General features: G+C 66.6%; 24 protein-coding genes and 2 tRNA genes. 11 read left to right on the forward strand and 15 right to left on the reverse strand.

Annotated features, from left to right (window positions below; translation table 11 throughout):
- Positions 1–137 (forward strand): integrase core domain-containing protein (locus tag EV216_RS15190; RefSeq protein ID WP_165899282.1); only part of this gene is annotated, 137 nt, incomplete at its 5' end.
- 106 nt (positions 138–243) lie between these two features.
- Positions 244–399, forward strand: a complete 156-nt coding sequence (locus tag EV216_RS18360) for a hypothetical protein (protein ID WP_165899283.1) — start codon at positions 244–246, stop codon at positions 397–399.
- A gap of 208 nt (positions 400–607) precedes the next feature.
- On the opposite strand, the gene EV216_RS15195 is transcribed toward EV216_RS18360, so the two are convergent.
- The 10 genes from EV216_RS15195 to EV216_RS18365 all read right to left on the reverse strand — a co-directional run bounded on the left by EV216_RS15195 (position 608) and on the right by EV216_RS18365 (position 9,508).
- Positions 608–684: transfer RNA gene (locus EV216_RS15195), tRNA-Asp, on the reverse strand.
- Between the two features lie 30 nt (positions 685–714).
- Positions 715–791, reverse strand: a tRNA-Asp gene (locus tag EV216_RS15200).
- Between the two features lie 106 nt (positions 792–897).
- Positions 898–2,595, reverse strand: coding sequence for an adenine deaminase (gene ade / locus EV216_RS15205; protein ID WP_165899284.1), 1,698 nt, complete (start codon positions 2,593–2,595; stop codon positions 898–900).
- A 614-nt stretch (positions 2,596–3,209) separates the two neighbouring features.
- On the reverse strand, positions 3,210–4,313 hold the full coding sequence (gene leuB / locus EV216_RS15210; RefSeq protein WP_132696385.1) for a 3-isopropylmalate dehydrogenase: 1,104 nt from the start codon (positions 4,311–4,313) through the stop codon (positions 3,210–3,212).
- Positions 4,314–4,372: 59 nt separating this feature from the next.
- Positions 4,373–5,506 carry an endonuclease/exonuclease/phosphatase family protein gene (locus tag EV216_RS15215; protein WP_132696386.1) on the reverse strand — a complete coding sequence of 378 codons (1,134 nt, stop codon included), beginning with the start codon at positions 5,504–5,506 and terminating at the stop codon, positions 4,373–4,375.
- Positions 5,507–5,508: 2 nt separating this feature from the next.
- Positions 5,509–6,114, reverse strand: coding sequence for a 3-isopropylmalate dehydratase small subunit (leuD, locus tag EV216_RS15220; protein WP_132696387.1), 606 nt, complete (start codon positions 6,112–6,114; stop codon positions 5,509–5,511).
- Between the two features lie 12 nt (positions 6,115–6,126).
- Entirely contained in the window at positions 6,127–6,663 is a 537-nt protein-coding gene (locus EV216_RS15225) for a DUF4276 family protein (RefSeq protein ID WP_165899285.1), read from the reverse strand.
- Complete coding sequence (locus EV216_RS15230; protein ID WP_132696389.1) at positions 6,663–7,874, reverse strand: AAA family ATPase; 1,212 nt, start codon at positions 7,872–7,874, stop codon at positions 6,663–6,665. Before EV216_RS15230 ends, EV216_RS15225 begins: the two co-directional genes overlap by 1 nt.
- Complete coding sequence (gene leuC / locus EV216_RS15235) at positions 7,874–9,292, reverse strand: 3-isopropylmalate dehydratase large subunit (protein ID WP_132696390.1); 1,419 nt, start codon at positions 9,290–9,292, stop codon at positions 7,874–7,876. The genes EV216_RS15230 and leuC overlap by 1 nt, the downstream gene beginning before the upstream one ends.
- A gap of 54 nt (positions 9,293–9,346) precedes the next feature.
- Complete coding sequence (locus EV216_RS18365; RefSeq protein ID WP_165899281.1) at positions 9,347–9,508, reverse strand: hypothetical protein; 162 nt, start codon at positions 9,506–9,508, stop codon at positions 9,347–9,349.
- Positions 9,509–9,537: 29 nt separating this feature from the next.
- On the opposite strand from EV216_RS18365, the gene EV216_RS18370 reads away from it, so the two are divergent.
- From EV216_RS18370 to EV216_RS15275, 8 genes are all read left to right on the forward strand, one after another.
- Positions 9,538–10,116, forward strand: a complete 579-nt coding sequence (locus EV216_RS18370) for an SOUL family heme-binding protein (protein ID WP_165899286.1) — start codon at positions 9,538–9,540, stop codon at positions 10,114–10,116.
- Between the two features lie 157 nt (positions 10,117–10,273).
- Positions 10,274–10,639 (forward strand): ribosome silencing factor, encoded by a 366-nt coding sequence (rsfS, locus tag EV216_RS15245; RefSeq protein ID WP_132696391.1) that lies wholly within the window; start codon positions 10,274–10,276, stop codon positions 10,637–10,639.
- Entirely contained in the window at positions 10,640–11,110 is a 471-nt protein-coding gene (rlmH, locus tag EV216_RS15250) for a 23S rRNA (pseudouridine(1915)-N(3))-methyltransferase RlmH (protein ID WP_132696392.1), read from the forward strand.
- A 138-nt stretch (positions 11,111–11,248) separates the two neighbouring features.
- Positions 11,249–12,769, forward strand: a complete 1,521-nt coding sequence (gene gpmI / locus EV216_RS15255) for a 2,3-bisphosphoglycerate-independent phosphoglycerate mutase (protein WP_132696393.1) — start codon at positions 11,249–11,251, stop codon at positions 12,767–12,769.
- Positions 12,766–13,905, forward strand: coding sequence for a murein hydrolase activator EnvC family protein (locus EV216_RS15260; RefSeq protein ID WP_132696394.1), 1,140 nt, complete (start codon positions 12,766–12,768; stop codon positions 13,903–13,905). The genes gpmI and EV216_RS15260 overlap by 4 nt, the downstream gene beginning before the upstream one ends.
- Before the next feature lie 7 nt (positions 13,906–13,912).
- Entirely contained in the window at positions 13,913–15,244 is a 1,332-nt protein-coding gene (locus EV216_RS15265; protein WP_132696395.1) for a S41 family peptidase, read from the forward strand.
- Positions 15,245–15,286: 42 nt separating this feature from the next.
- Complete coding sequence (locus tag EV216_RS15270) at positions 15,287–15,772, forward strand: RNA pyrophosphohydrolase (protein ID WP_132696424.1); 486 nt, start codon at positions 15,287–15,289, stop codon at positions 15,770–15,772.
- A 62-nt stretch (positions 15,773–15,834) separates the two neighbouring features.
- Positions 15,835–16,689, forward strand: a complete 855-nt coding sequence (locus tag EV216_RS15275) for a class I SAM-dependent methyltransferase (protein WP_132696396.1) — start codon at positions 15,835–15,837, stop codon at positions 16,687–16,689.
- Between the two features lie 3 nt (positions 16,690–16,692).
- Here EV216_RS15275 and EV216_RS15280 read toward each other — a convergent pair whose 3' ends face one another.
- The 3 genes from EV216_RS15280 to dapD are packed head-to-tail and all read right to left on the reverse strand — an operon-like array spanning position 16,693 to position 18,621.
- On the reverse strand, positions 16,693–17,034 hold the full coding sequence (locus EV216_RS15280; RefSeq protein ID WP_132696397.1) for a hypothetical protein: 342 nt from the start codon (positions 17,032–17,034) through the stop codon (positions 16,693–16,695).
- A gap of 56 nt (positions 17,035–17,090) precedes the next feature.
- Positions 17,091–17,801: an AbiU2 domain-containing protein gene (locus EV216_RS15285; RefSeq protein WP_132696398.1), complete on the reverse strand. Its 711-nt coding sequence runs from the start codon at positions 17,799–17,801 to the stop codon at positions 17,091–17,093.
- Entirely contained in the window at positions 17,794–18,621 is an 828-nt protein-coding gene (gene dapD / locus EV216_RS15290) for a 2,3,4,5-tetrahydropyridine-2,6-dicarboxylate N-succinyltransferase (RefSeq protein ID WP_132696399.1), read from the reverse strand. The genes EV216_RS15285 and dapD overlap by 8 nt, the downstream gene beginning before the upstream one ends.
- Positions 18,622–18,712: 91 nt before the next feature.
- Between dapD and EV216_RS15295 the strand changes: the two genes are divergently transcribed.
- Entirely contained in the window at positions 18,713–19,528 is an 816-nt protein-coding gene (locus tag EV216_RS15295) for an LOG family protein (protein ID WP_132696400.1), read from the forward strand.
- A gap of 129 nt (positions 19,529–19,657) precedes the next feature.
- Here EV216_RS15295 and rlmN read toward each other — a convergent pair whose 3' ends face one another.
- Both rlmN and EV216_RS15305 read right to left on the reverse strand, forming a co-directional pair.
- The gene (gene rlmN, locus EV216_RS15300) at positions 19,658–20,887 is read right to left on the reverse strand and encodes a dual-specificity RNA methyltransferase RlmN (protein ID WP_132696401.1); all 1,230 of its coding nucleotides are present in this window, start codon (positions 20,885–20,887) and stop codon (positions 19,658–19,660) included.
- A gap of 112 nt (positions 20,888–20,999) precedes the next feature.
- Positions 21,000–21,521, reverse strand: coding sequence for an invasion associated locus B family protein (locus EV216_RS15305; RefSeq protein ID WP_132696402.1), 522 nt, complete (start codon positions 21,519–21,521; stop codon positions 21,000–21,002).
- Positions 21,522–21,650 lie beyond the last annotated feature (129 nt).

Consider the following 21,650-nt stretch of genomic DNA (forward strand, 5'->3'; position numbering starts at 1 on the left):
CGCCGTTGCCGGATGCACAGACCGTTCTCGGATTGATCGGAGGCTGGATCGAGGACTACAACGAAAACCACCCGCACTCAGGGCTGAAAATGCGCGCGCCCCGCGAGGTCATCGCAGCTCAAACCGCAACCGCCTGAGTGTCCGGTGAAACGGGGGCAAGACCAATGATGCCGAACATTGGCAGGTACTCAAATCAGCCGATTTGCTGTCGAACTGCGGGGCGCCGGATTTCAACGGCGGTTCGTGACACTGAAGATCCTGGCAGAGGTAACGGGAGAACACCGGAGGATGATTCTTGCCCGGCTGAGGAAAAGCGGCATCCAGCCGTTCTCGTCCGGAGGCAGGGTTTTCGGGCATCTCTACCTGCGCGAGGAGGTGGAGAGGGCGTTCCCGCTTTGATCAGCCCGACTCAAGCCAAGGCCGGGATAAACAGACCGAAGTAGGCGCATACGCACTGCCCACAGGAAATTATACATTGAAGTCTGAAGCTTGAGCGGTCGGCTGGCTCCTCGCGCGCTCCAGATCGAGAAAAGCCTTGACAGGGGTGTGCAATGAAAACGGCGTTTCGTGCAATCTTATGCCCTATTGGCAATATCCAGGGGAGGATTGGCGCGGTTGACGGGGCTCGAACCCGCGACCCCCGGCGTGACAGGCCGGTACTCTAACCAACTGAGCTACAACCGCGCATTTCGCGCGAGCGGATCGGACGGGCGATGGCGCGGTTGACGGGGCTCGAACCCGCGACCCCCGGCGTGACAGGCCGGTACTCTAACCAACTGAGCTACAACCGCAGCGCCGTCCGGGCTTGCCCGGCGTGAGGTGCCTTTTAGGCGGCCCTACCGGCGGCGTCAAGCGCCTCGCGACCGGAAAATCGGGCCCCGCGCCTCCTGCCCCGCCTCAGCCGAGGATCTCGAAGCGGTCCACGTCCACCATCCCGCGATCGGTGATCTTCAACGAGGGAATCACCGGCAGACACAGGAAGGCCAGTTGCAGGAACGGCTCCTCCAGCGTCACGCCCAGCGACCGCGCTGCCGAACGCAGATGGTCCAGCCGCGCCTCGACGATCTCGAAGGGTTCAAGGCTCATCAACCCCGCCACCGGCAGCGCCAGTTCGGCCAGAATCGTCCCCTGCCCCGCCACGACGAATCCGCCCTCGATCTCGGTCAGCCGCCTGACCGCGCGCGCCATGTCCTCGTCCGACATGCCGACCACGACGATATTGTGATGGTCATGGCAGACGGTCGAGGCGATGGCGCCCTCGGTCATTCCGAATCCGCGGACGAATCCGACCGCGATATTGCCGTTGCGGCCGTGCCGTTCGACCACCGCGATCTTGGCCAGCCCGCGCGCTGGATCGGCGCGTTTCTCGCCATCTTCGGGGATGATCTGTTCGAGCAGATGCTCGGTCAGGATCTTGCCCTCGATGATGCCGATCACATGGGTCTCGGCCGTGTTCGCCGCGGCGCGAAAGCTCTCGGGCGTGACCGCGGGCGCCCGGACAGAGCAGCGCCCGACCGGCGCGATCTCGTCGCGCGCGTCGAAGGCCGCGTCATCGACCACGCGCCCGCCCGCGATCACCAGGTCCGCCCGGCATTCCGCGAGGTCGCCCAACGCCACGATATCGGCCCGCCGCCCCGGCGCCAGCAGTCCGCGATCCTTCAGCCCGAACGCCTCGGCCGCCGACAGCGTGGCCGCGCGATAGACCACCAGCGGATCGCTGCCCTGCCCGATCATCCAGCGGATCATGTGGTCGAGATGGCCGTATTCGGCGATGTCCAGCGGGTTCCGGTCATCGGTGCACAGGCACATATAGGGCGCGGTGCGCTCGGTCAGCAGCGGGCGCAACGCCGCCATGTCCTTGCTGACCGAGCCTTCGCGGATCAGCACGCGCAGGCCGCGCTGCAACTTCTCGCGCGCTTCCTCGGCGCTGGTCGCCTCGTGCTCGGTGCGGATACCGGCGGCGACATAGCCGTTCAGATCGCGCCCCGACAGAAGCGGCGCGTGCCCGTCGATATGGCGGCCCCGGAACGCCTCAAGCTTGGCAAGAACTTCCGGATCGCCCGCCAGGACGCCCGGATAGTTCATCATCTCGGCCAGCCCGATCACCCGGGGGTGGTCCATGAGCGGGGCGAGGTCGTCGGCCCCGATCCGCGCGCCCGCCGTCTCCATCTCGGTCGAGGGCACGCAGGAGGACAGGTTCACGCGAATGTCCATCACCGTGCGCGCAGCGGCCTCGAGGAAATAGTCTATCCCCGGCAGGCCGATCACGTTCGCGATTTCATGCGGGTCGCAGATCGCGGTGGTCACGCCGCGGGGGCAGACGCAGCGATCGAATTCGAAGGGCGTGACAAGGCTGCTTTCGATATGCAGATGCGTGTCGATGAAGCCCGGCACCAGCGTCAGGCCGGAAACGTCGATCACCTGCCGCCCCTCATAGGCCGCCCCGATCCCGACGATGGTTTCGCTGCAGATCGCCACATCGCCCGGGATCATGTCGCCGGTCACAAGGTCGAACACGACGCCACCTTGCAGAACCAGATCGGCGGGGGCCAATCCCCGGCCCTGGGCGATCAGATCGGACAGCGGACGGGTCATGGGCGTCTCCTTTCAGTCATGCGTCCGACCCTTGCAGCGGTCGGTGACGCGATCAATACGCCGCAATGGTCTGCAGCCCGTTTCGTGGACATTATGACCTGAACCGCTCGGCCCTCGGCTGGAGACGCTTCATCGACGCCCACGCCTTTGCGAGCGGGCTGATAACCGATAAACGCGCATCCGACAACGACTGCGCGGTATCCCGGAGGTCAAACGCCGGACTCTGATCTTGGCAAACAAGATCGGCACCCACACGGATGGTCGCCCCGAGACTCCGCGGAAGAGCGTGTACAGGTACACCCGCTCCACAAGCTGCCACTCGGAACGAAACGTGAGCACGAGCCGGATCACGCTGGCCCGGCTCGGCATCTCTGGCGGATTCGAGAGGCGAGCCGAACCGGTGTGAAGCGACTCGAACTCGGCAGCCAAGGCGGCCAGGCGACATTCACCACCCGCTTGATCTCGCGCGACGGGTGCCACGACGCAATGCGCGCCTCCAGCCCGAAGCGCACTCCGCTTGCCCCGTGCGATCTGCCAGTCATCGCACCCATTCGTCATGGAAAGGGGGGGCCAGTTACGCAATCTCGGTGGGAGCCGCCTTCTCCAGCAACCTTCTACAGGCTCGCGTCAAGCGCAGCCAGGATCGCGTCGCCCATGCCGCTTGTGCTGACCGGGGTGGCGCCCTCGGCCTGCATCAGGTCGGCGGTGCGCACGCCATCCGCCAGCACTTTTTCCACGGCCCGTTCCAACCGGGTCGCCTCGTCGCCCCGATCGAAGGAATAACGCAGCGCCATGGCAAAGCTGAGGATGCAGGCGCAGGGGTTGGCCTTGCCCTGACCCGCGATGTCGGGCGCGCTGCCATGCACCGGCTCGTACAGCGCCTTGGGTCGGCCATTCGCCATCGGTGCCCCCAGCGAGGCCGAGGGCAGCATCCCCAGCGAGCCGGTCAGCATCGCGGCAACATCGGACAGCAGGTCGCCGAACAGGTTGTCGGTCACGATCACGTCGAACTGCTTGGGCCAACGGCAAAGCTGCATGCCGCCCGCGTCGGCATACATGTGGGAAAGCTCGACATCCGGGTAATCCGCATCGTGGACGCGCTGCACCACCTCGCGCCACAGGATGCCCGATTCCATCACGTTGGCCTTCTCCATCGAGCAGACCTTGTTGCCCCGCTTGCGTGCGAGTTCGAACGCCGCGCGCGCCACCCGGTCGATTTCCGACTCGGTGTAGCGCTGGGTGTTGATGCCCACCCGTTCGTCTTTCTCCTCGAAGATGCCGCGCGGTTCGCCGAAATAGACGCCCGAGGTCAGTTCCCGCACGATCATGATGTCCAGCCCCGAGACCACGTCGCGTTTCAGCGACGAGAAATCCGCCAGCGCGTCGAAGCATTGCGCGGGACGCAGGTTGGCGAACAGGTCCATCTCCTTGCGCAGGCGCAACAGGCCCCGTTCGGGTTTCACGCTGAAATCGAGCGCGTCGTATTTCGGCCCGCCCACGGCACCCAGCAGCACCGCGTCCACCTCTTGCGCCCTGGCCATCGTGGCATCCGCCAGCGGCACGCCATGCACGTCATAGGCCGCGCCGCCCACCAGATCCTCGGAAACGTCGAATTTCAGCCCGCGACGCGCGCCGAACCAGTCGATGATGCGCGTGACCTCGGCCATCACCTCGGGGCCGATGCCGTCGCCGGGCAGGATCAGAAGGGTGTTCGTCATGTGGGCCTGTCCTTGTCCTGAAGGGTCGGGATGCGGCGTAGCCGCTGGCCCTTGCCGGGTCAAGGCAGGCGGAGGTCGACCCAGACCAGCCGGTGGCGCGAGGCTGCCGCGACGGTGCCTGCCATCGGCCCCTCGGCGGGCCAGAATACCCCGGCCCCGGTCACGGTCAGATCGGCCGAGGGCAGAACGTAATCCACCCGCAGATTGCCGGGGCCATCGGGCGGGGTATCGTCCCAATCGGCGGTATCCAGCGCGGGATCGCCGCGGTGGGTCGCGTTGACGCCGCCCTGAACCGCCGCCGCCCGCAAGGCGCCCTCGGACCGGGGCATGGGGTCGGTCAGCCGCGGATCGGCAAGGAACGCGCGCATCGCCTCGGACCGGCCATCGCCGTCATGGGGGTCGAGATTGGCATCGCCCAGCACCACGAAAGGCGCATCGGGCGGGGGGGCGCCGGGCAGCGCGCCGTCGAGATACAGCGTCCACAGCCGCAACTCGTCGCGATTGCGCAGCCCGTTGCGATCCTCGGCCCCGTCGAAAACGGGCGGCGTGGCGTGAAAGGCGAACAGGTGCAGCACCGTCCCGCCCACCCGCACCGGCACGTCCCAATGCCCGGTGGTCGAAAGCCGCTGCACCGCCTGCACCTCGGTCGAGGGGAAGGGCTGGCCATCGACCACGGGCAGCGTCGCGCCGGGCAGATCGCGCCACAGAAGGTCCGAGAATTCGCGCACGCGCCCGGCCTCGACCGGGTAGCGCGAGAACAGCGCCATGCCGCCCTGTCCGGGGAAATAGCCGAACCCCTGCGCATCGCGCGGCCCGCCCCGCCGCCCGTCGCCATCCAGATCGAGCCCGCTGCGCATGCCGGTATTGGGCTTCAGCGCGAAAAGATGCGGATAATCCAGATCGCGCGCGCGCAGCCGGTCGGCCAGCGCCCGCATGGCCAGCAGGTCCATGTCATAGTCGAAATCGAGCAGGAGCAGGATGTCGGGGCGCGTGGCGGCGATCACCTCGACCACCGCGGCAACCTGCGGGTCCTTGCCGCCCGCGATATCGGCCAGCAACAGCCCCGGCCCCTTGCGCGCAAGCCCCGAGCTATAGGCCGCGACGCGCAGATCGGCCGCTGCCGCCATCCCGGCAGCGAGCCACAGCGCCAAGGCCAGCCCGGCCGCCACCCGAAGCAGGGCGGCCGGGGTCATGCTCAGATCCAGGGCCGTTCCTGCGCCATCCGCGCCTCGAACCCGGCGATGGCGGGGGCCTTTTCCAGCGTCAGGCCGATATCGTCCAGCCCTTCGAGCAGGCAATGCTTGCGGAACGGATCGACCTCGAAACCGATCTCGACCCCGTCCGACGTGGTGATCGTCTGGGTTTCCAGATCGACGATCATCCGCGCATTCGCCCCCTTCTCGGCATCCTTCATCAGGACGTCGACCTGCTCCTGCGGCAGGACCACCGGAAGGATGCCGTTCTTGAAGCAGTTGTTGAAGAAGATATCGGCAAAGCCGGGCGCCACGATGCAGCGGATGCCGAAATCCCTGATCGCCCAGGGCGCATGTTCGCGCGACGAGCCGCAGCCGAAATTGTCGCCCGCGATCAGGATTTCCGCCTGCCGGTAGGCGGGCTGGTTCAGCACGAAATCCGCGATCTCGTTGCCCTGTTCGTCATAGCGCATCTCGTCGAAAAGGTTCACCCCCAGCCCCGTGCGCTTGATCGTCTTGAGGAACTGCTTGGGGATGATCATGTCGGTGTCGACATTGACCAAGGGCAGCGGCGCGGCGATGCCGGTGAGTTTCTCGAACTTGTCCATGGTTGCGTCTCCTTAGGCTGCGGTCAGGTCGCGGATAGCCTGGATTGTGGCGTGAAAGCTTGCGGCAGTGTTGCGGTCGGGGTTGAGATGCGGGGCGATCCGGCGCGCGCCAAGTCCCTTTTGGTATGCAGGGTCAAGTTTCCGAAGGGCATCGACCGGCCTTGCATGGCTTTCCGGGTCGCGCAGAAGAGCGGGTCGGCTGCCGGGTTTGAGGTAGCCGGCATTCTCGAGCGCCTCCGGATCGGCCAGAAACCATGCTTCGAGCTCCTGCATGACGAGGCGTATCTTTGCAGGTCTCGCGCCTCCGGCGGCCGCGATCTTTTTTAGCAAACGCTGCTTTCGGGTCCCGCAATCGCCGTTGTCGTTGTCGCGGATGACAAGAAACCGGGCAGAGGGATCGCGCCAAGCTTTGATCTTTGCTGTAAGCGATGCCTCCAGATCGCCGACCCCTTGGAAGGTGATGATCTGGAACTCGACTACTCCCAGGCGCGGCAAGATGTCGCGCAGGGTGATCTCCATCGACTCCTCTTCCGTCAGGATCACGAGCATCAGGGATTGGCACCCTTGAACAGACCCTGCCGCCAGAGCCATCCCGGCTTGTCGCCCTCTTGGACGAAATCGACGAGTTGTGGATCGTCGGCCGCGCGCTGAACTTGCGTGTAACCGCCGTCCTTGCGCAGCCAGTAGATCGACCCGAGCGGAACCGCGTTCAGGAAGTCCGGCGAATGCGTGGTCACGAAGACCTGTGCCGCTCCTCGCCGCCGTTCGGCATAGGCAGCGAATTCCTCAGCCAGAAGCCCCATCAGGCTGGGGTAGAGTTGGTTCTCAGGCTCTTCAATACACAAGAGCGGATGCGGGTCGGGATCGTGGAGCAGAGCCAGATAGGCAAACATCTTGATCGTTCCGTGCGAGACAAGGCGGGCGATGAACCCGTCCGCGAAGCTCTGGTCCCTGAAACGCAGAAGCACTCGTCCATCGCCCGTGGACTCAGGGACTACGTCTCCAATTCCGGGCACGCGCTCGGCCATGGCCTGCACGATCTCGGCGTAAACCCCGGAGTGATACTCACGCAAATACTGGGCGTAGAGCGCCAGGTTGTCCCCAGAGGGGCTGAGATGCTCGGCGGGCGCCACATCCGGCTCGCGTCGGGCCTCGGTGATATGGAAATCGCTGACCGTCCAGTTCTCTATCAGGTCTCGCAACTGGCTTGCTGCATCGAACCGGCGGAACTGGCCAAGTCCCTTGAGGGCCAGAAGGTCGGGCCGGTCCAGCGCCTGTTCCTCGCGCATAAGGTCGGCATCCTTCACCTCGGTGTCGAAGGCATCGAAGCTCTCGGCAATGGCAACGCCTTGCCCGCGATGGAAGTCGATGAAGTGGAACGGCCGACCGTAACTGCCGCGTTTCCAGTGCAGAAGCTCGCGCTCGACCACGACCTTCGGACCATCCGCGGCGAACTCGACCGCGTAGGTAACTATGCGACGCTTGTCCTCGCTGCGGAAATCCAGATCGATCTTGAGCTCGATCAGGATCGTCTCGGCCTCTCCAGCCCCGCTTGAACGAACCTGGCGAAAGCCCCCGCGCCGGTCGAAGGCGGCGCGGGCATTGTCCTTAAGGCAATCCTTGAGGAAACTGAAAACGTCGATCAAGGTGGACTTGCCGGTACCGTTGGCACCGACAAAGACTACAAACCCCGGCATGTCGCGGATATCGACATCCCGCAACGCCTTGAAGTTCTTCACCCTGATCGACTGGACCCGCATCAGACCGTTTCCGCCACGAATTCACGCACATCCGTCAGATGGCCGGTCACCGCCGCTGCGGCCGCCATGACCGGGCTCATCAGGTGGGTGCGGCCGCCGCGGCCCATGCGGCCCTCGAAATTGCGGTTCGAGGTGGCGGCGCAGCGCTCGCCGGGGGCAAGCTGGTCGGGGTTCATGCCGAGGCACATCGAACAGCCCGCAAGGCGCCATTCGAAACCGGCCTCCTTGAAGACGGTATCCAGCCCCTCCTCCTCGGCCTGCGCGCGCACCAGACCCGAGCCCGGCACCACCATGCCGCGCACGCCCGGGGCCAGCTTTCGGCCGCGCAGGATGTCGGCCGCGGCGCGCAGATCCTCGATCCGGCCATTGGTGCAGGACCCGATGAAGACGGCATCCACCTTGATATCGGTCAGCTTCATCCCCGGCGTCAGGCCCATGTAGTCGAGCGAGCGGCGCGCGGCCTCGACCTTGCCGCCCTGGAACTCCGAAGGGTTCGGCACCTGGCCGGTGATCGGCAGCACGTCCTCGGGCGAGGTGCCCCAGGTCACGACGGGGGCGATATCCTCGGCGCGGATCGTCACCACCTTGTCCCAATGCGCGTCATCGTCGGAGTAAAGCGTCTTCCACCACGACAGCGCCGCTTCCCATTGCGCGCCCTTGGGCGCATGCGGGCGGCCCATCACATAGGCAAAGGTCTTTTCGTCGGGCGCGATCAGCCCCGCCCGCGCGCCGCCCTCGATCGCCATGTTGCAGACCGTCATCCGGCCTTCCATCGACAGATCGCGGATCGCCTGCCCGCAATACTCGATCACATAGCCCGTGCCGCCCGCCGTGCCGGTCAGGCCGATCACCGCCAGCGTGATGTCCTTGGCCGTAACGCCCGGCAGCAATTTCCCGGTGATCTCGACCTTCATGTTCTTGGATTTCTTCTGGATCAGCGTCTGGGTGGCCAGGACGTGTTCCACCTCGGAGGTGCCGATGCCATGCGCCAGCGCGCCAAAGGCGCCATGGGTGGCGGTGTGGCTGTCGCCACAGACCACGGTCATGCCCGGCAGCGTCCAGCCCTGTTCCGGGCCGACGATATGGACGATGCCCTGCCGGATGTCGGTCACGGGGTAGTAATGGATGCCGAATTCGCGCGCGTTGCGGTCCAGCGCCTCGACCTGGATGCGGCTTTCCTCGGTCATGTTGGCGGTGTTCTCGCGGCCCTCGGTGGTGGGCACGTTATGGTCGGGCACCGCGATGGTCTTGTCGGGCGCATGCACCTTGCGGCCCGACATGCGCAGCCCCTCGAAGGCCTGCGGGCTCGTCACCTCATGCACGAGGTGACGGTCGATATAGAGAAGGCAGGTGCCGTCCTCGGCCTGGTCGACCAGGTGGGCATCCCAGATCTTGTCGTAAAGCGTCTTGCCGGTCATGGAACTCTCCGCGGCTATTCGTTCGGAAATGGCGAAACGGGATGACGGCCCGGCTCAGGGGCGGGCCAGAACGGAATGGGCCGCGCCATAGAACCGCCAGGGCAGGCGCGCGCGGTCGTCCATGTCGAAGATGCGTTTCATGCCCGACCAGATACGCCGTTCCGCGCCGCCGATCAAGGGCAGGCCCGCCTTGCGCGGAACCCCGGCCGCGCCCATCTTGGCACGACAAGGATGGAGACCCGCCGATGCGCCCGCTGCTCTTTGCCCTCGCTGTCGCCGCGGCCCCGGTTGCCGGTCTGGCCGAGACCTGGCGCGGCACGCCCGAGGTGCCCCATACCGTCGAACAGGAAGCGGATGGGATCGAGATCCGAAGCTACCCGCCCCGCACGGTGGCCGAGGTGACCGTCCAAGGCGAGCGCCCCGCCGCCGCGAGACGCGGCTTCGTCGAACTCTTCGACTACATCAACGGCGAGAACGCCGCGCAGGGCAAGATCGCCATGACCGTTCCGGTCGACCAGACCCGGACCGACCGGGGCTGGACGCTGCGCTTCTTCATGCCCGAGGGCGCGAATATCGACAGCCTGCCCGCCCCCGAAAGCGCCCATGTGGCGCTGCGCCGCCTGCCCGCCGAGCGCATGCTCGTCACCCGGTTTTCCGGCCGCCCGACCCCGGCACGGCTTTCCTCCGCCGAGGCGGCCCTGCGCGCCCATGCGGCCGAACGGGGACTCGCGACCGTGGGTGCGCCGCGGCTGATGTTCTACGACGGTCCGTTCACGCCGCCCTGGAGCCGACGCAACGAAATCGGGCTGGTGCTTGCCCGATAGGGCCTGCGACATGCGGCGATCATTGAGATTTCACCTTTCCGATGCTAGATTGGCGTCAGGCCCGGCGCCGGGGCATGGACGGCGCGCAGCGTAGGAGGACGATGTCCTGTCCCACCATCTCGAAGCGGCCCGCGAGGCGGCCGCGCCGAATCCCGCCATGACCGGCCGGGTTCCCGATATGTCGAGCGAAGAACTGCTGGACCATATCCTCGCCTCCCTTTCCGACGACAAGGCCGAAGACGTGATCACGATCGACCTGCGCGGCAAGTCGAGCATCGCCGATTACATGGTGATCTGTTCGGGCCGCTCCACCCGCCAGGTCGCCGCGATCTCGGAAAAGCTCAAGGACCGGCTCAAGCAGGATCTCGGCCGCAACTCCAAGCTCGAGGGCAAGGACCAGGGCGACTGGGTCCTGATCGACACCGGCGACGTGATCGTCCATGTCTTCCGCCCCGAAGTGCGCGAGTTCTACCAGCTCGAGAAGATGTGGCTGCCCGCAGGCGTGCCCGCCGCACGGGCCTGAATGCGACTCCATCTCTGCGCGGTGGGCCGGCTGCGCTCCGGCCCCGAGCGCGCGCTGGTCGACGATTACGCGGCCCGGTTCGACCGGACCGGCCGCGCGCTGGGCCTCGGCCCGCTGACCGTCGTTGAAATCGAGGACCGCAAGGGCGGCGGCCCCGCCGCCGAGGCGGCGCTTCTGGCCCGCGCGCTGCCCGAGGGCGCGGCGCTCTGCGCGCTCGACGAACGCGGCCAGATGCTGTCCTCGCCGGATTTCGCCGCGCTCCTGGCCCGCTGGCGCGATTCGGGCCGCTCCGCCGCCGCCTTCCTGATCGGCGGCGCCGACGGGCTAGACCCCGCCCTGCGCGCCCGGGCCGACACCGCGCTGTCCTTCGGGCCGATGGTCTGGCCGCACATGCTGGCCCGCGCGATGCTGGCCGAACAGCTCTACCGCGCCGCCCAGATCCTCGCAGGCACCCCCTATCACCGAATCTGAGCTTCTTCTGGCCAGAAATATCCCCCGCGGAGCGCCCCACGAATGGAGTCGGCACAGAGGGCCGCACCCCTCGCGGCTCCGGTTGTCCTTCCCCGCCTCCGCGCCTAGAAGGGGCCGAACCGTGAAAGGCCCCTGCCCATGACCGCGCCGAAACCCGTGATCCTGTGCATCCTCGATGGCTGGGGCATCGGCCCCACGCGCAAGGACAACGCCCCCGAACTGGCCGCCACGCCCAATTTCGACCGGCTGATGGCGACCTGCCCGCATGCGCGGCTGATCACCCACGGCCCCGATGCCGGGCTGCCGTCGGGGCAGATGGGCAATTCCGAGGTGGGGCATACCAATATCGGCGCAGGGCGCGTGGTGGCGATGGATCTGGGCCAGATCGACCTTGCCATCGAGGATGGCAGCTTTTTCGAGAATGCGGCGCTGCGCGACTTCATCGCGCGGGTCAAGGCGGCCGGTGGCACCGCGCATCTGATCGGGCTTGTGTCGGATGGCGGCGTGCATGGCCATATCCGCCACATCCTCGCCGCCGCGCGCGCGATCACTGCGGCGGGCGTTCCGGTCGCGATCCACGCGTTGACCGACGGGCGCGATGTGACCCCGAAATCCGCCGACCGCTTCATCGCCGAGCTGGTTTCGGGCCTGCCCGAGGGCGCCCATGTCGCCAGCGTGATCGGCCGCTATTACGCGATGGACCGCGACAACCGCTGGGGCCGGGTGCAACTGGCCTATCACGCCATGGCAAGCGGGCTGGGCGAGGCGGCGGACACGCCCGAGGCCGCGGTCACCGCTGCCTATGATCGGGGCGAGACAGACGAGTTCATCGAACCCACCGTGATCGCCGATGCGCCCGGAATCACGGATGGCAACGGGCTGTTCTGCCTGAATTTCCGTGCCGACCGCGCCCGCGAGATCCTGCGCGCCTTTGCCGATCCGGGCTTCGACGCCTTCGAGACGGGCCGCCGTCCGCGGCTTTCCGCGATCCTCGGCATGGTGGAATATTCCGACGCGCATAACGACTGGATGACCACGGTCTTCCCCGCCCGCGAGATCGTCAACACGCTGGGCGCTTGGGTGGCCCGGCACGGGCTGCGCCAGTTCCGCCTGGCCGAAACCGAGAAATACCCCCATGTCACCTTCTTCCTGAACGGCGGCAAGGAAGTGCCCGAGCCGGGCGAGGACCGCTTCATGCCACCCTCGCCGCAGGTGGCAACCTATGATCTGCAACCCGAGATGAGCGCCGAGGCCGTCACCGATGCGCTGGTCGCGGCCATCGGCAAGGGCTACGATCTGATCGTGGTGAACTACGCGAATCCCGACATGGTCGGACATACCGGCATTCTGGACGCCGCGATCCGGGCCTGCGAGGCGGTCGATCACGGCCTTGGCCGGGCCATCGCGGCGCTGGAGCAGGCGGGCGGCGCGATGATCGTCACCGCCGATCACGGCAATTGCGAGATGATGCGCGATCCCGAGACCGGCGGGCCGCATACCGCGCATACGCTGAACCCGGTGCCCGTGATCCTTGTGGGCGGCCCAGAAGGCGCGCGTCTGCGCGAGGGGCGGCTGGCCGATCTGGCGCCCACGGTGCTGGACCTGATGGGCCTGCCGAAACCGCCCGAGATGACCGGCTCCAGCCTGATCGAGACGTGAGACGCGCGCGCGCCCTCCTTGTGATCCTTGCGCTGGCGGGCGCCGCGCCTGCCGCCGCCCAGAGCGCCCCTGCCGAAACCGCGCGCGCCGCTGCCGAGGCGCTGCGCGCGGCGGCGCGGTCGCTTCAGGACGCAGAGGGCGCGCGCGACCGGGTCGCGGCACTCAGCGAGACGATCCGCGCCTATGAGGACGGGTTGGCCGCGCTGCGCGAGGGGATGCGGCGTGCGGCGATCCGCGAGCAGGCCATCGCGCTGGTGCTCGACGCCCGCCGGGCCGAGATCGCGCAGTTGCTGGGCGCGCTGTCGGGCATGCCGCAAAGCCCCGAGACGCTCTTGCTGCATCCTGCCGGGCCGCTCGGCACCGCGCGCGCAGGCATGATGCTGGGCGAGGTCACACCCGTTCTTAAGGCCGAGGCGGACGCCCTGCGCACCCGGCTTGAGGAAATCGCGTTGATGCGCGCGCTTCAGGAAAGCGCCGCCCAGACGCTGGCCGAGGGGCTGGCCGGGGCACAGCGGGCGCGCACGGAACTCAGCCAGGCGATGTCCGAGCGCCGCGACCTGCCGCGCCGCTTCGCCGCCGATCCCGACCGGCTGCGCGACCTGATCGAGGCCAGCGACACGCTAGACGGCTTTGCGGCGGGGCTGGCCCAAACGGAAGGACCGACCGCGCCCGAAAACAGCCTGCCCGGGGATTTCGCGGCCCTGCGAGGGCGACTGGCGCTGCCGGTCGAGGCGACCATCCTGCGCCGCTTCGACGAATCCGACGCGGCCGACGTGTCGCGCCCTGGTCTGGTGCTGGCAACCCGCCCGCTGGCGCTTGTCACGACGCCGGTCCCGGCGACGATCCGCTATCGCGGGCCGCTGCTCGACTACGGAAACGTGATCGTACTGGAACCCGCCGAGGGCTATCTGATGGTTCTGGCGGGGTTGGCCGAGGTCTACGGAGCCGAGGGCGAGGTACTATCGGCGGGCCGCCCGGTGGGACTGATGGGCGGCGCCGATCCGCGGACGGCGGCGTTTCTGGATGGCGCCTCAAATCGTGATGGCGATTTGCGCACGGAAACGCTTTATATGGAACTGAGACAGGGCGGACGCCCGGTGGACCCCGAACCGTGGTTCACGCACGACAAGGATTGAGGACGCCATGAAGAAATTCGCGTTGGCCGCGCTGGGCGGCACCATTGCCGGGGCGGTCCTGGCCACACAGGTGGCCGGTCCGCTGCTCGCGCAAGAGGCCGCCCGCAAGAGTTCGGTCTACGAACAGCTCGACCTTTTCGGCGATGTGTTCGAACGCATCCGCGCGCAATATGTCGAGGAGGTGGACGAGTCCAAGCTGATCGAGGCCGCGATCAACGGAATGCTGACCTCGCTCGACCCGCATTCGGGCTACCTGCCGCCCAAGGATTTCGACGACATGCAGGTGCAGACCCGGGGCGAGTTCGGGGGGCTGGGCATCGAAGTCACGCAGGAGGACGGTTTCGTCAAGGTGGTCTCGCCGATCGACGGCACGCCTGCCGACGAGGCCGGGATCGAGGCGGGCGATTTCATCACCCATGTCGACGGCGAAAGCGTGCTGGGCCTGACCCTGGACCAGGCGGTCGAGATGATGCGCGGCCCCGTGGGAAGCGAGATCGTTATCACCGTGGTCCGCCCGGCGACCGAACCTTTCGACGTCACCATCATCCGTGACACGATCAAGCTGACGGCGGTGCGCTCGCGCGTTCAGGGGGATACGGTGGTGCTGCGCGTGACCACCTTTAACGACCAGACCTATACCAATCTCGAAGCCGAGTGGCAGAAGTCGGTCGAGGAACTGGGCGGCATCGAGAATGTCAAAGGCGTCGTGCTGGATCTGCGCAACAACCCGGGCGGGCTGCTGCCGCAGGCGATCAAGGTGTCCGACGCCTTCCTCGATGCGGGCGAGATCGTCTCGACCCGTGGCCGCAACCCGCAGGACAGCGACCGCTTCAACGCCACCAAGGGCGACATCACCGGCGGCAAGCCGATCGTGGTGCTGATCAATGGCGGTTCGGCCTCGGCCTCCGAGATCGTGGCCGGTGCGCTCAAGGATCATCGCCGCGCCATCGTGGTCGGCACCAAGAGCTTCGGCAAGGGCTCGGTCCAGACGGTGATGCCGCTGAAGGGCAATAGCGCGATGCGGCTGACGACCTCGCGCTACTACACCCCCTCGGGCCGGTCGATCCAGGCGCTCGGCGTGTCGCCCGACATCGTCGTGGCCCAGCCCCCGCGCAGCCCGGTTGCCGAGGAAGAGACGCCCAATGGCCGCCCCAGCCGGTCCGAGGCTGATCTGCGCGGCGCGCTCGGCAATGACAGCATGACCGAGGATGAACGCCGCCAGGCCGAGGAAGAGTTGCAGAAGGCCGAGGCCGCCGCCAAGCTGCGCGAGGAGGATTACCAGCTCGCCTATGCGATCGACATCCTCAAGGGCCTCTCGGCGCTTGGCCCGAACGACTAGAAAGGACAGGGCCGGACCATGCGCCGGCCCGCCATGCCCATGCTGAGCCCCGAAGAAATCGAGAAGCTGCCCTATCGCCCCTGCGTCGGCGTCATGCTGGTGAATGCCGAGGGCCGCGTCTTCGTCGGTCAGCGCAAGGACTGGCCCGAACCTGCCTGGCAGATGCCCCAGGGCGGCATCGACGCGGACGAGGACCCGCTGGCGGCGGCGCTGCGCGAACTGTTCGAGGAAACCGGGGTGACGCCCGATCTGGTCGAGGTGATCGACCACACCGCCGACTGGGTGCAGTACGACCTGCCGCCCGAGTTGATGGGCAAGATCTGGAAGGGGCGCTATCGCGGCCAGAGGCAGCTCTGGTTCCTGATGCGCTTTCTCGGCACCGACGACCAGATCGACATCGCGACCGAGCATCCCGAGTTCTCGGAATGGGCCTGGCTCGACCCCGCCCAACTGGCGGCCAGCATCGTGCCCTTCAAGCGCGCGGTCTACGAGCGCGTCGTTGCCGAGCTTTCCGGGCGGATAGGCTGAACCCGAGCTTGCCCCCAGGACCGAAATCGCGCATCGAAGCGGCGACCAAACCGAGGGGACGCATGACCGGGAAGATCGACACCCGCGCGGTGGGGCTTGATGCGGGCCTTGCCTTCATCCGCTGGCTGACCGGGGCCGAGAACCTGCATTACGGGCTGTGGACCGGCCTTGACGTGACAGCGGCCAATCTGGGCCGGGCACAGGCGGCCTATACCGAACGGCTGTTCTCGTACCTGCCCCAAGGGCGGCTGAGGATTCTCGATATCGGCGGCGGGGCGGGCGAAACGGCTGCGAAACTGATCGCGCTGGGCCACGAGGTCGAGATCGTGGTGCCCAGCGCCTTCCTCGCCAGCCGCTGCCGCGCCAACGCGCCCGCGGCCAAGGTGCACGAGATGCCGTTCCAGGATTTCGCCTCGGCCCCGCGCTTCGATCTGTGCCTGTTCTCGGAAAGCTTCCAGTACATCCCCTGCGCGCTGGCGCTCGACAAGGCCGCCGGCCTTCTGGTGCCCGGCGGCGAGATCCTGATCGCGGACTGTTTCCGATCGGACGGTTTCCAGGGCGGTGGCCGGATCCGCGCCGCGGGCGGCGGGCACCGGCTGGCCCTGATGCGCACGGAGCTGGCGGCGCGCGGCCTCGTGCCGCTGGCCGAGGAGGACATCACCGAGGCCGTCGCCCCCTCGATCGAGCTGGAACAGGCGCTGTTCAACGTGTTCGGCCATGCCATCACGCGGATCGACGCAGAACTGGCCGCGAAACGCCCGCGCGGGCGATGGCTGATGCACCGCGCGCTGGGCCTTGTGCTGAACGCGCGCCGCCGCGAAAGACTGGCCGCCCGGCTGATGGGGCGCGAACGCACGGCCAAGGCGTTCTGCCGCGACAACCGCTACATGATCTTCCGGCTGCGCCCCGGCGGCTGAGGGTCAGTCGTCCTCGTCACCGTCGAAGAACGGCTCCATCTGCGCCACGATCACCGCGTTCTCGGCCAGCGCCCGGTCCATCAGAGCGGCTTCCTCGGCGTCGATCTCATGGCCCTGCGCGCGCCGCTCCTCGGCGGTGCCGTAGCCCGTGACATCCAGCGGCGCGAGCCCGGCCTGCTTCAGCACGGTAACGGTTTCGCGCACCGCCTCGGCCTCGTCCACGCCCGAGGCATAACACATCAGCCCCGCCCCCGTGGCGCCCTCGGGCAGCCCGTCGTCAGGCTTGCGCCCGACCTCGACGAGCAGGGTATAGACGTGGTGCGGCTTCTTCGGTTTTTCGGTCACAGGCGAACCTTTTCAAGAACCGGCTTCGGGAAACAACCAATAGTCAGGCGCTAAACCTATCGGCCACCCCGTGGAGGCAAGTTGATCTTTCGACTGGGACGGAAGCAAGGCGGCAAGGTGTTTCGATTCATGAAGCGAATGGCCTCATCCGATGCATTGGCGAAGTCGAGAGCGTTGAGCCAATTCAGCAGCCTTTCGCTATACCCGGTGACATTCACCAGAAAGACGGCCTCTGTGACAGGGCGGCCAAGGGATTCGCTCGCTGTTTCGATAAACTGCTGAAGCACTGCGAAAAAGTCATTCAGCGAATTGAGTGAAGGGACTGATAGAGGTCGGCCGTTAATGATAACCTCGGCATCCAGATGCGCGATATGCCAGTGGCGCAGGATTTCCAGGTCTTGGTCTTTCCGAAACCGGGACAACATATCGGCCAAGTGTCCCTCTGCCTCGGCGGGCAGACCTGCATCTTGAAATGCCGCGACAACCCCATGAGCGGATAAGTTCCGGCGCGGCCCACTCTTGGTGCGTGTTTCTTTCCCATCGGTCAACCGGGCAATGCCGAGATGAAGACGCTCGCTGTAAACGTCGAGCATCTCGGAGAACAGACCCGGGGCAAGCTTGTTCAATAGGGGGACCGAAGTCTCCGGTTCGCCAAAGTAGAGTTCATGAAGCGTCCAGTAGACGCGACCGAGCCGCTGACACTCCCCCCAGAAGTAGTCGAAATGTCTCGTGGCGACGTTCAGCGCGTTGTCCGGTCCGTCAGTCACGCAACAACTCGTTGATGCCGGTCTTGGACCGGGTCTGTGCGTCGACCCGTTTCACGATCACCGCGCAGTAGAGGTTCACGCCGCCCTTCGACGGCATGGACCCCGCCACGACCACCGAATAGGGCGGCACCTCGCCATACATCACCTCGCCGGTTTCGCGGTCGACGATCCTGGTCGACTTGCCGATGAACACGCCCATGCCGAGCACCGAGCCCTCGCGCACGATGCAGCCCTCGACCACCTCGGAGCGGGCGCCGATGAAGCAGTTGTCCTCGATGATGGTGGGGCCGGCCTGCATCGGCTCCAGCACGCCGCCGATGCCCACGCCGCCCGACAGGTGCACGTTCTTGCCGATCTGCGCGCAGGATCCGACCGTCGCCCAGGTGTCGACCATCGTGCCCTCGTCCACATAGGCCCCGAGATTGACGAAACAGGGCATCAGCACCACGCCCTTGCCAATATGGGCCGAGCGGCGCACCACGCAGTTCGGTACCGCGCGAAAGCCCGCGGCCTTCCACTGCGCCTCGCCCCAATGGGCGAACTTGCTGTCGACCTTGTCCCACCAGGTGCCGCCCTGCGGCCCGCCGGTCTGCACGCCCATGTCCTGCAACCGGAAGCCCAGCAGCACCGCCTTCTTGGCCCATTGGTTGACATGCCAGCGCCCGTCCGCCTGGCGCACGGCCACCCGCAGCGTGCCCTGGTCCAGCGCATGCAGCGTCGCCTCGACAGCGTCGCGAACCTCGCCCCTGGTGGCGGGGGTAATCGTGTCGCGCGCTTCCCATGCGGCTTCGATGGCGGCTTCGAGCTGGACGTCGGACATGGAATTCCCCCGGAAAGATGGATGGTTTAACTGGACATCAGGCTATAGAGGCTAGACTTGCCCGGCGCAATCCAAGCCCGACGAGAGGTTCATGCATAACGACACCCGACGCCCGTTCCGCGACGCCCAGGAGGATGTCGAAGCCATCCGCGAGGTCCCCGATACCCCGCAGACCCGCGCCCCGGCCTATCGGCTTGCCTTTGCCGATCCCGAATTCCTGTGGCGCGACGAACTGCGCCCGGTGCGGCTGCAACTGGAACTGATGAAGCCCGAACTGGTGATGAAGGAATTCGGCATCGACAGCACCATCGTTCTGTTCGGCTCGGCCCGCATCCCCGAGCCCGCGCGCCGGGGCGAGGCCGCGACCGAAACGCTGGCCGACTACACGCGCTATTATGACGAGGCGCGGAAATTCGCCCGGCTGATCACCGAGAAGAGCCAGCGCAACGGCAAGCATCACGTCATCGTCACCGGCGGCGGCCCCGGCATCATGGAGGCGGGCAATCGCGGGGCGGCCGAGGCGGGCGGCGTGTCGATCGGGCTCAATATCGTGCTGCCGCACGAACAGGCGCCAAATCCCTACATCACCCCCGATCTGTGCTTCAACTTCCACTATTTCGGCATCCGCAAGATGCATTTCCTTCTGCGCGCCGCCGCCATCGCGATCTTCCCCGGCGGATTCGGCACGCTGGACGAGATGTTCGAGGCGCTGACGCTGATCCAGACCGAGCGGATGGACCCGGTGCCCTTCCTGCTGTTCGGCCGGGCATTCTGGGAAAAGGTCATCAACTGGGAGGCCCTGGCCGAGGCGGGCACGATCTCGCGCGCCGATCTGGACCTCTTCACCTTCGTCGAAACCGCCGAGGAGGCGCTTGCCGTGATCGAGCGCTGGACCTCGAAGGGCTGACCGCACCCTTCTTCTTGGCCCAAATACCCCCGCGCGGCCGCAAGGCCGCGCCACGCCCAACGCCGGGCAAGCGGGGCGCAAGCCCCGGGCGGCCCGGGGGCGGGAGTGCCCCGGGCTTTCGGGACGGGGTCAGTGCAGGTCGGGCGCGTCCGGGCGGCGCACGACGCGTTCGGGCTGGGGCAGGCCGGCCTCGGCGGCGATCTCGAAGCGGCTTTTCCGCGCGCGCTCGGTGGCGGATTTCAACTGCCCGCAGGCTGCCATGATATCCTCGCCGCGCGGCGTGCGGATGGGGCTGGCATAGCCCGCCTTGTGCACGATGTCGGCAAAGGCCTCGATCCGCTCCCAGGCGGACCGCTGATAGGGTGCGCCGGGCCATTCGTTGAACGGTATCAGGTTGATCTTGGCGGGGATCCCGGCAATCAGCCTGACCAGCCGACGCGCATCCGCGTCGCTGTCGTTCACGCCCTTGAGCATCACGTATTCAAAGGTGATCCGCTCGGAATTCGACAGTTTCGGATAGGCGCGCAGCGCGTCGAGCAGTTGCGTCAGCGGATATTTCCGGTTGATCGGAACCAGCTGGTTGCGCAATTCGTCGGTGGTGGCATGCAGCGACACCGCCAGCATGCAGCCGATCTCGGTGCCCGCGCGCGCGATCTCGGGCACGATGCCGCTGGTCGACAGCGTGATCCGGCGGCGGCTCAGAGAAATGCCCTCGTTATCCATCGCGATCTTCATCGCGTCGCGGACCGCATCGAAATTGTAAAGCGGCTCGCCCATCCCCATCAGCACGAGGTTCGAGATCAGCCGCGTCTCGTCCTTGGGCGCACGACCCTGCGCCGGCCATTCGCCCAGATCGTCGCGGGCCAGCATGATCTGGCCGACGATCTCGGCCGCGGTCAGGTTGCGCACCAGCCGTTGCGTGCCGGTATGGCAGAAGGTGCAGGTCAGCGTGCAGCCCACCTGGGACGAAATGCAGAGCGTGCCGCGCCCGTCCTCGGGGATATAGACCACCTCGACCTCGTGGCCGCCCGCGATGCGGACCAGGTATTTCCGCGTGCCGTCAGCCGAGACGGTGCGCGCAACCATTTCCGGCAGTTCGATCGTGAAATGCCCGGCCAGCAGCGCGCGGTAGTCCTTGGCAAGGTTGGTCATCGCGTCGAAGCTGCGCACGCCCTTGTGGTAGATCCATTGCCAAAGCTGGTTCTCGCGCATCTTCGCCTGCGCTTCGGGCGTGCCCGCCGCGACAAGGGCGGCCCGCAGCTGGGGCCGGGTCAGGCCCACCAGGTTCAGGCGCGCGGCCTCGGGCGGCTTGCGCGGAATCGGCAGCACCTCGGGCGTGATCGGCGGGCTCGCGGTCATCTGGCGCGTCTCCTTCGGGTGGGCGCTCCTTATATGGGATCGGCCCGCAAAATGAAACATCCCGCAGGCGGCAGCCGCATGCGGGATGTCCGTCACCGGCCCCGGGCCGGGGTCAGTTGCCGGCGCAGCGGCGCTCGGCCTCCTCCATCGCGGCGGTAAAGCCCATCAGCGAGAAGGTGTCCTTGGTCTGCGTCCCGCGCGAGGATCGTCCGGTCACCACCGCCTCGGCCCCGCGTTTCATCGCGGCCAGCAGCCGGGCATCGTTCTCCTTCGAGGCAGGCCAGGCCCACTGGTTCTCGGTAAACAGTTCGTAGGTCTCGTTGCCAATCTGGACCGAAACGGTCGAGCCATCGGCAAACGGGTATCCACCGGTGAACGATACCTCACCCGCCGCGCCTGCGCCGGGACGGAAGGTCACGAACAGAAGGATCTCGCCCCGGTTCACCGCGACCACCCGACCGTCGCGAGTGTTCACCGTCTCCTTCGGCGGCGAGACGCCCCAGCATTCGCGCGGGTTCGTCTCGACGAAGACGTTCCAGTCGGTCTTGACCGCGACATTGTTGGTCGATTCCTGCTGCGCCTGGGCGGCCAATGCCCAGATCGCCATCATTCCGCCCGCAAGGGCCGTTCGCATGAGGGAGTTCATCGTCGATACAGGCCTCCAGCCGTGCTTGCCTCGCTGTCCGCCGGATCGGCCCCTCGCTCGGCCGGATTTCCTGTGGCGGGACGGTTTGCAACTCGATCTGCGCAACCTACCGTAGCC

The organism is Rhodovulum steppense (genome assembly GCF_004339675.1).
GTDB classification, from domain to species: Bacteria; Pseudomonadota; Alphaproteobacteria; order Rhodobacterales; family Rhodobacteraceae; genus Rhodovulum; species Rhodovulum steppense.

Excerpts from the sequence above, each read along its gene's own strand:
- ade (WP_165899284.1), bottom strand. The coding sequence starts at position 2,595 with ATGACCCGTCCGCTGTCCGATCTGATCGCCCAGGGCCGGGGATTGGCC.
- leuB (WP_132696385.1), bottom strand. The coding sequence starts at position 4,313 with ATGACGAACACCCTTCTGATCCTGCCCGGCGACGGCATCGGCCCCGAG.
- EV216_RS15215 (WP_132696386.1), bottom strand. The coding sequence starts at position 5,506 with ATGACCCCGGCCGCCCTGCTTCGGGTGGCGGCCGGGCTGGCCTTGGCG.
- leuD (WP_132696387.1), bottom strand. The coding sequence starts at position 6,114 with ATGGACAAGTTCGAGAAACTCACCGGCATCGCCGCGCCGCTGCCCTTG.
- EV216_RS15225 (WP_165899285.1), bottom strand. The coding sequence starts at position 6,663 with ATGCTCGTGATCCTGACGGAAGAGGAGTCGATGGAGATCACCCTGCGC.
- EV216_RS15230 (WP_132696389.1), bottom strand. The coding sequence starts at position 7,874 with ATGCGGGTCCAGTCGATCAGGGTGAAGAACTTCAAGGCGTTGCGGGAT.
- leuC (WP_132696390.1), bottom strand. The coding sequence starts at position 9,292 with ATGACCGGCAAGACGCTTTACGACAAGATCTGGGATGCCCACCTGGTC.
- EV216_RS18365 (WP_165899281.1), bottom strand. The coding sequence starts at position 9,508 with ATGGGCGCGGCCGGGGTTCCGCGCAAGGCGGGCCTGCCCTTGATCGGC.
- EV216_RS18370 (WP_165899286.1), top strand. The coding sequence starts at position 9,538 with ATGCGCCCGCTGCTCTTTGCCCTCGCTGTCGCCGCGGCCCCGGTTGCC.
- rsfS (WP_132696391.1), top strand. The coding sequence starts at position 10,274 with ATGACCGGCCGGGTTCCCGATATGTCGAGCGAAGAACTGCTGGACCAT.
- rlmH (WP_132696392.1), top strand. The coding sequence starts at position 10,640 with ATGCGACTCCATCTCTGCGCGGTGGGCCGGCTGCGCTCCGGCCCCGAG.
- gpmI (WP_132696393.1), top strand. The coding sequence starts at position 11,249 with ATGACCGCGCCGAAACCCGTGATCCTGTGCATCCTCGATGGCTGGGGC.
- EV216_RS15265 (WP_132696395.1), top strand. The coding sequence starts at position 13,913 with ATGAAGAAATTCGCGTTGGCCGCGCTGGGCGGCACCATTGCCGGGGCG.
- EV216_RS15275 (WP_132696396.1), top strand. The coding sequence starts at position 15,835 with ATGACCGGGAAGATCGACACCCGCGCGGTGGGGCTTGATGCGGGCCTT.
- dapD (WP_132696399.1), bottom strand. The coding sequence starts at position 18,621 with ATGTCCGACGTCCAGCTCGAAGCCGCCATCGAAGCCGCATGGGAAGCG.
- EV216_RS15295 (WP_132696400.1), top strand. The coding sequence starts at position 18,713 with ATGCATAACGACACCCGACGCCCGTTCCGCGACGCCCAGGAGGATGTC.
- rlmN (WP_132696401.1), bottom strand. The coding sequence starts at position 20,887 with ATGACCGCGAGCCCGCCGATCACGCCCGAGGTGCTGCCGATTCCGCGC.
- EV216_RS15305 (WP_132696402.1), bottom strand. The coding sequence starts at position 21,521 with ATGCGAACGGCCCTTGCGGGCGGAATGATGGCGATCTGGGCATTGGCC.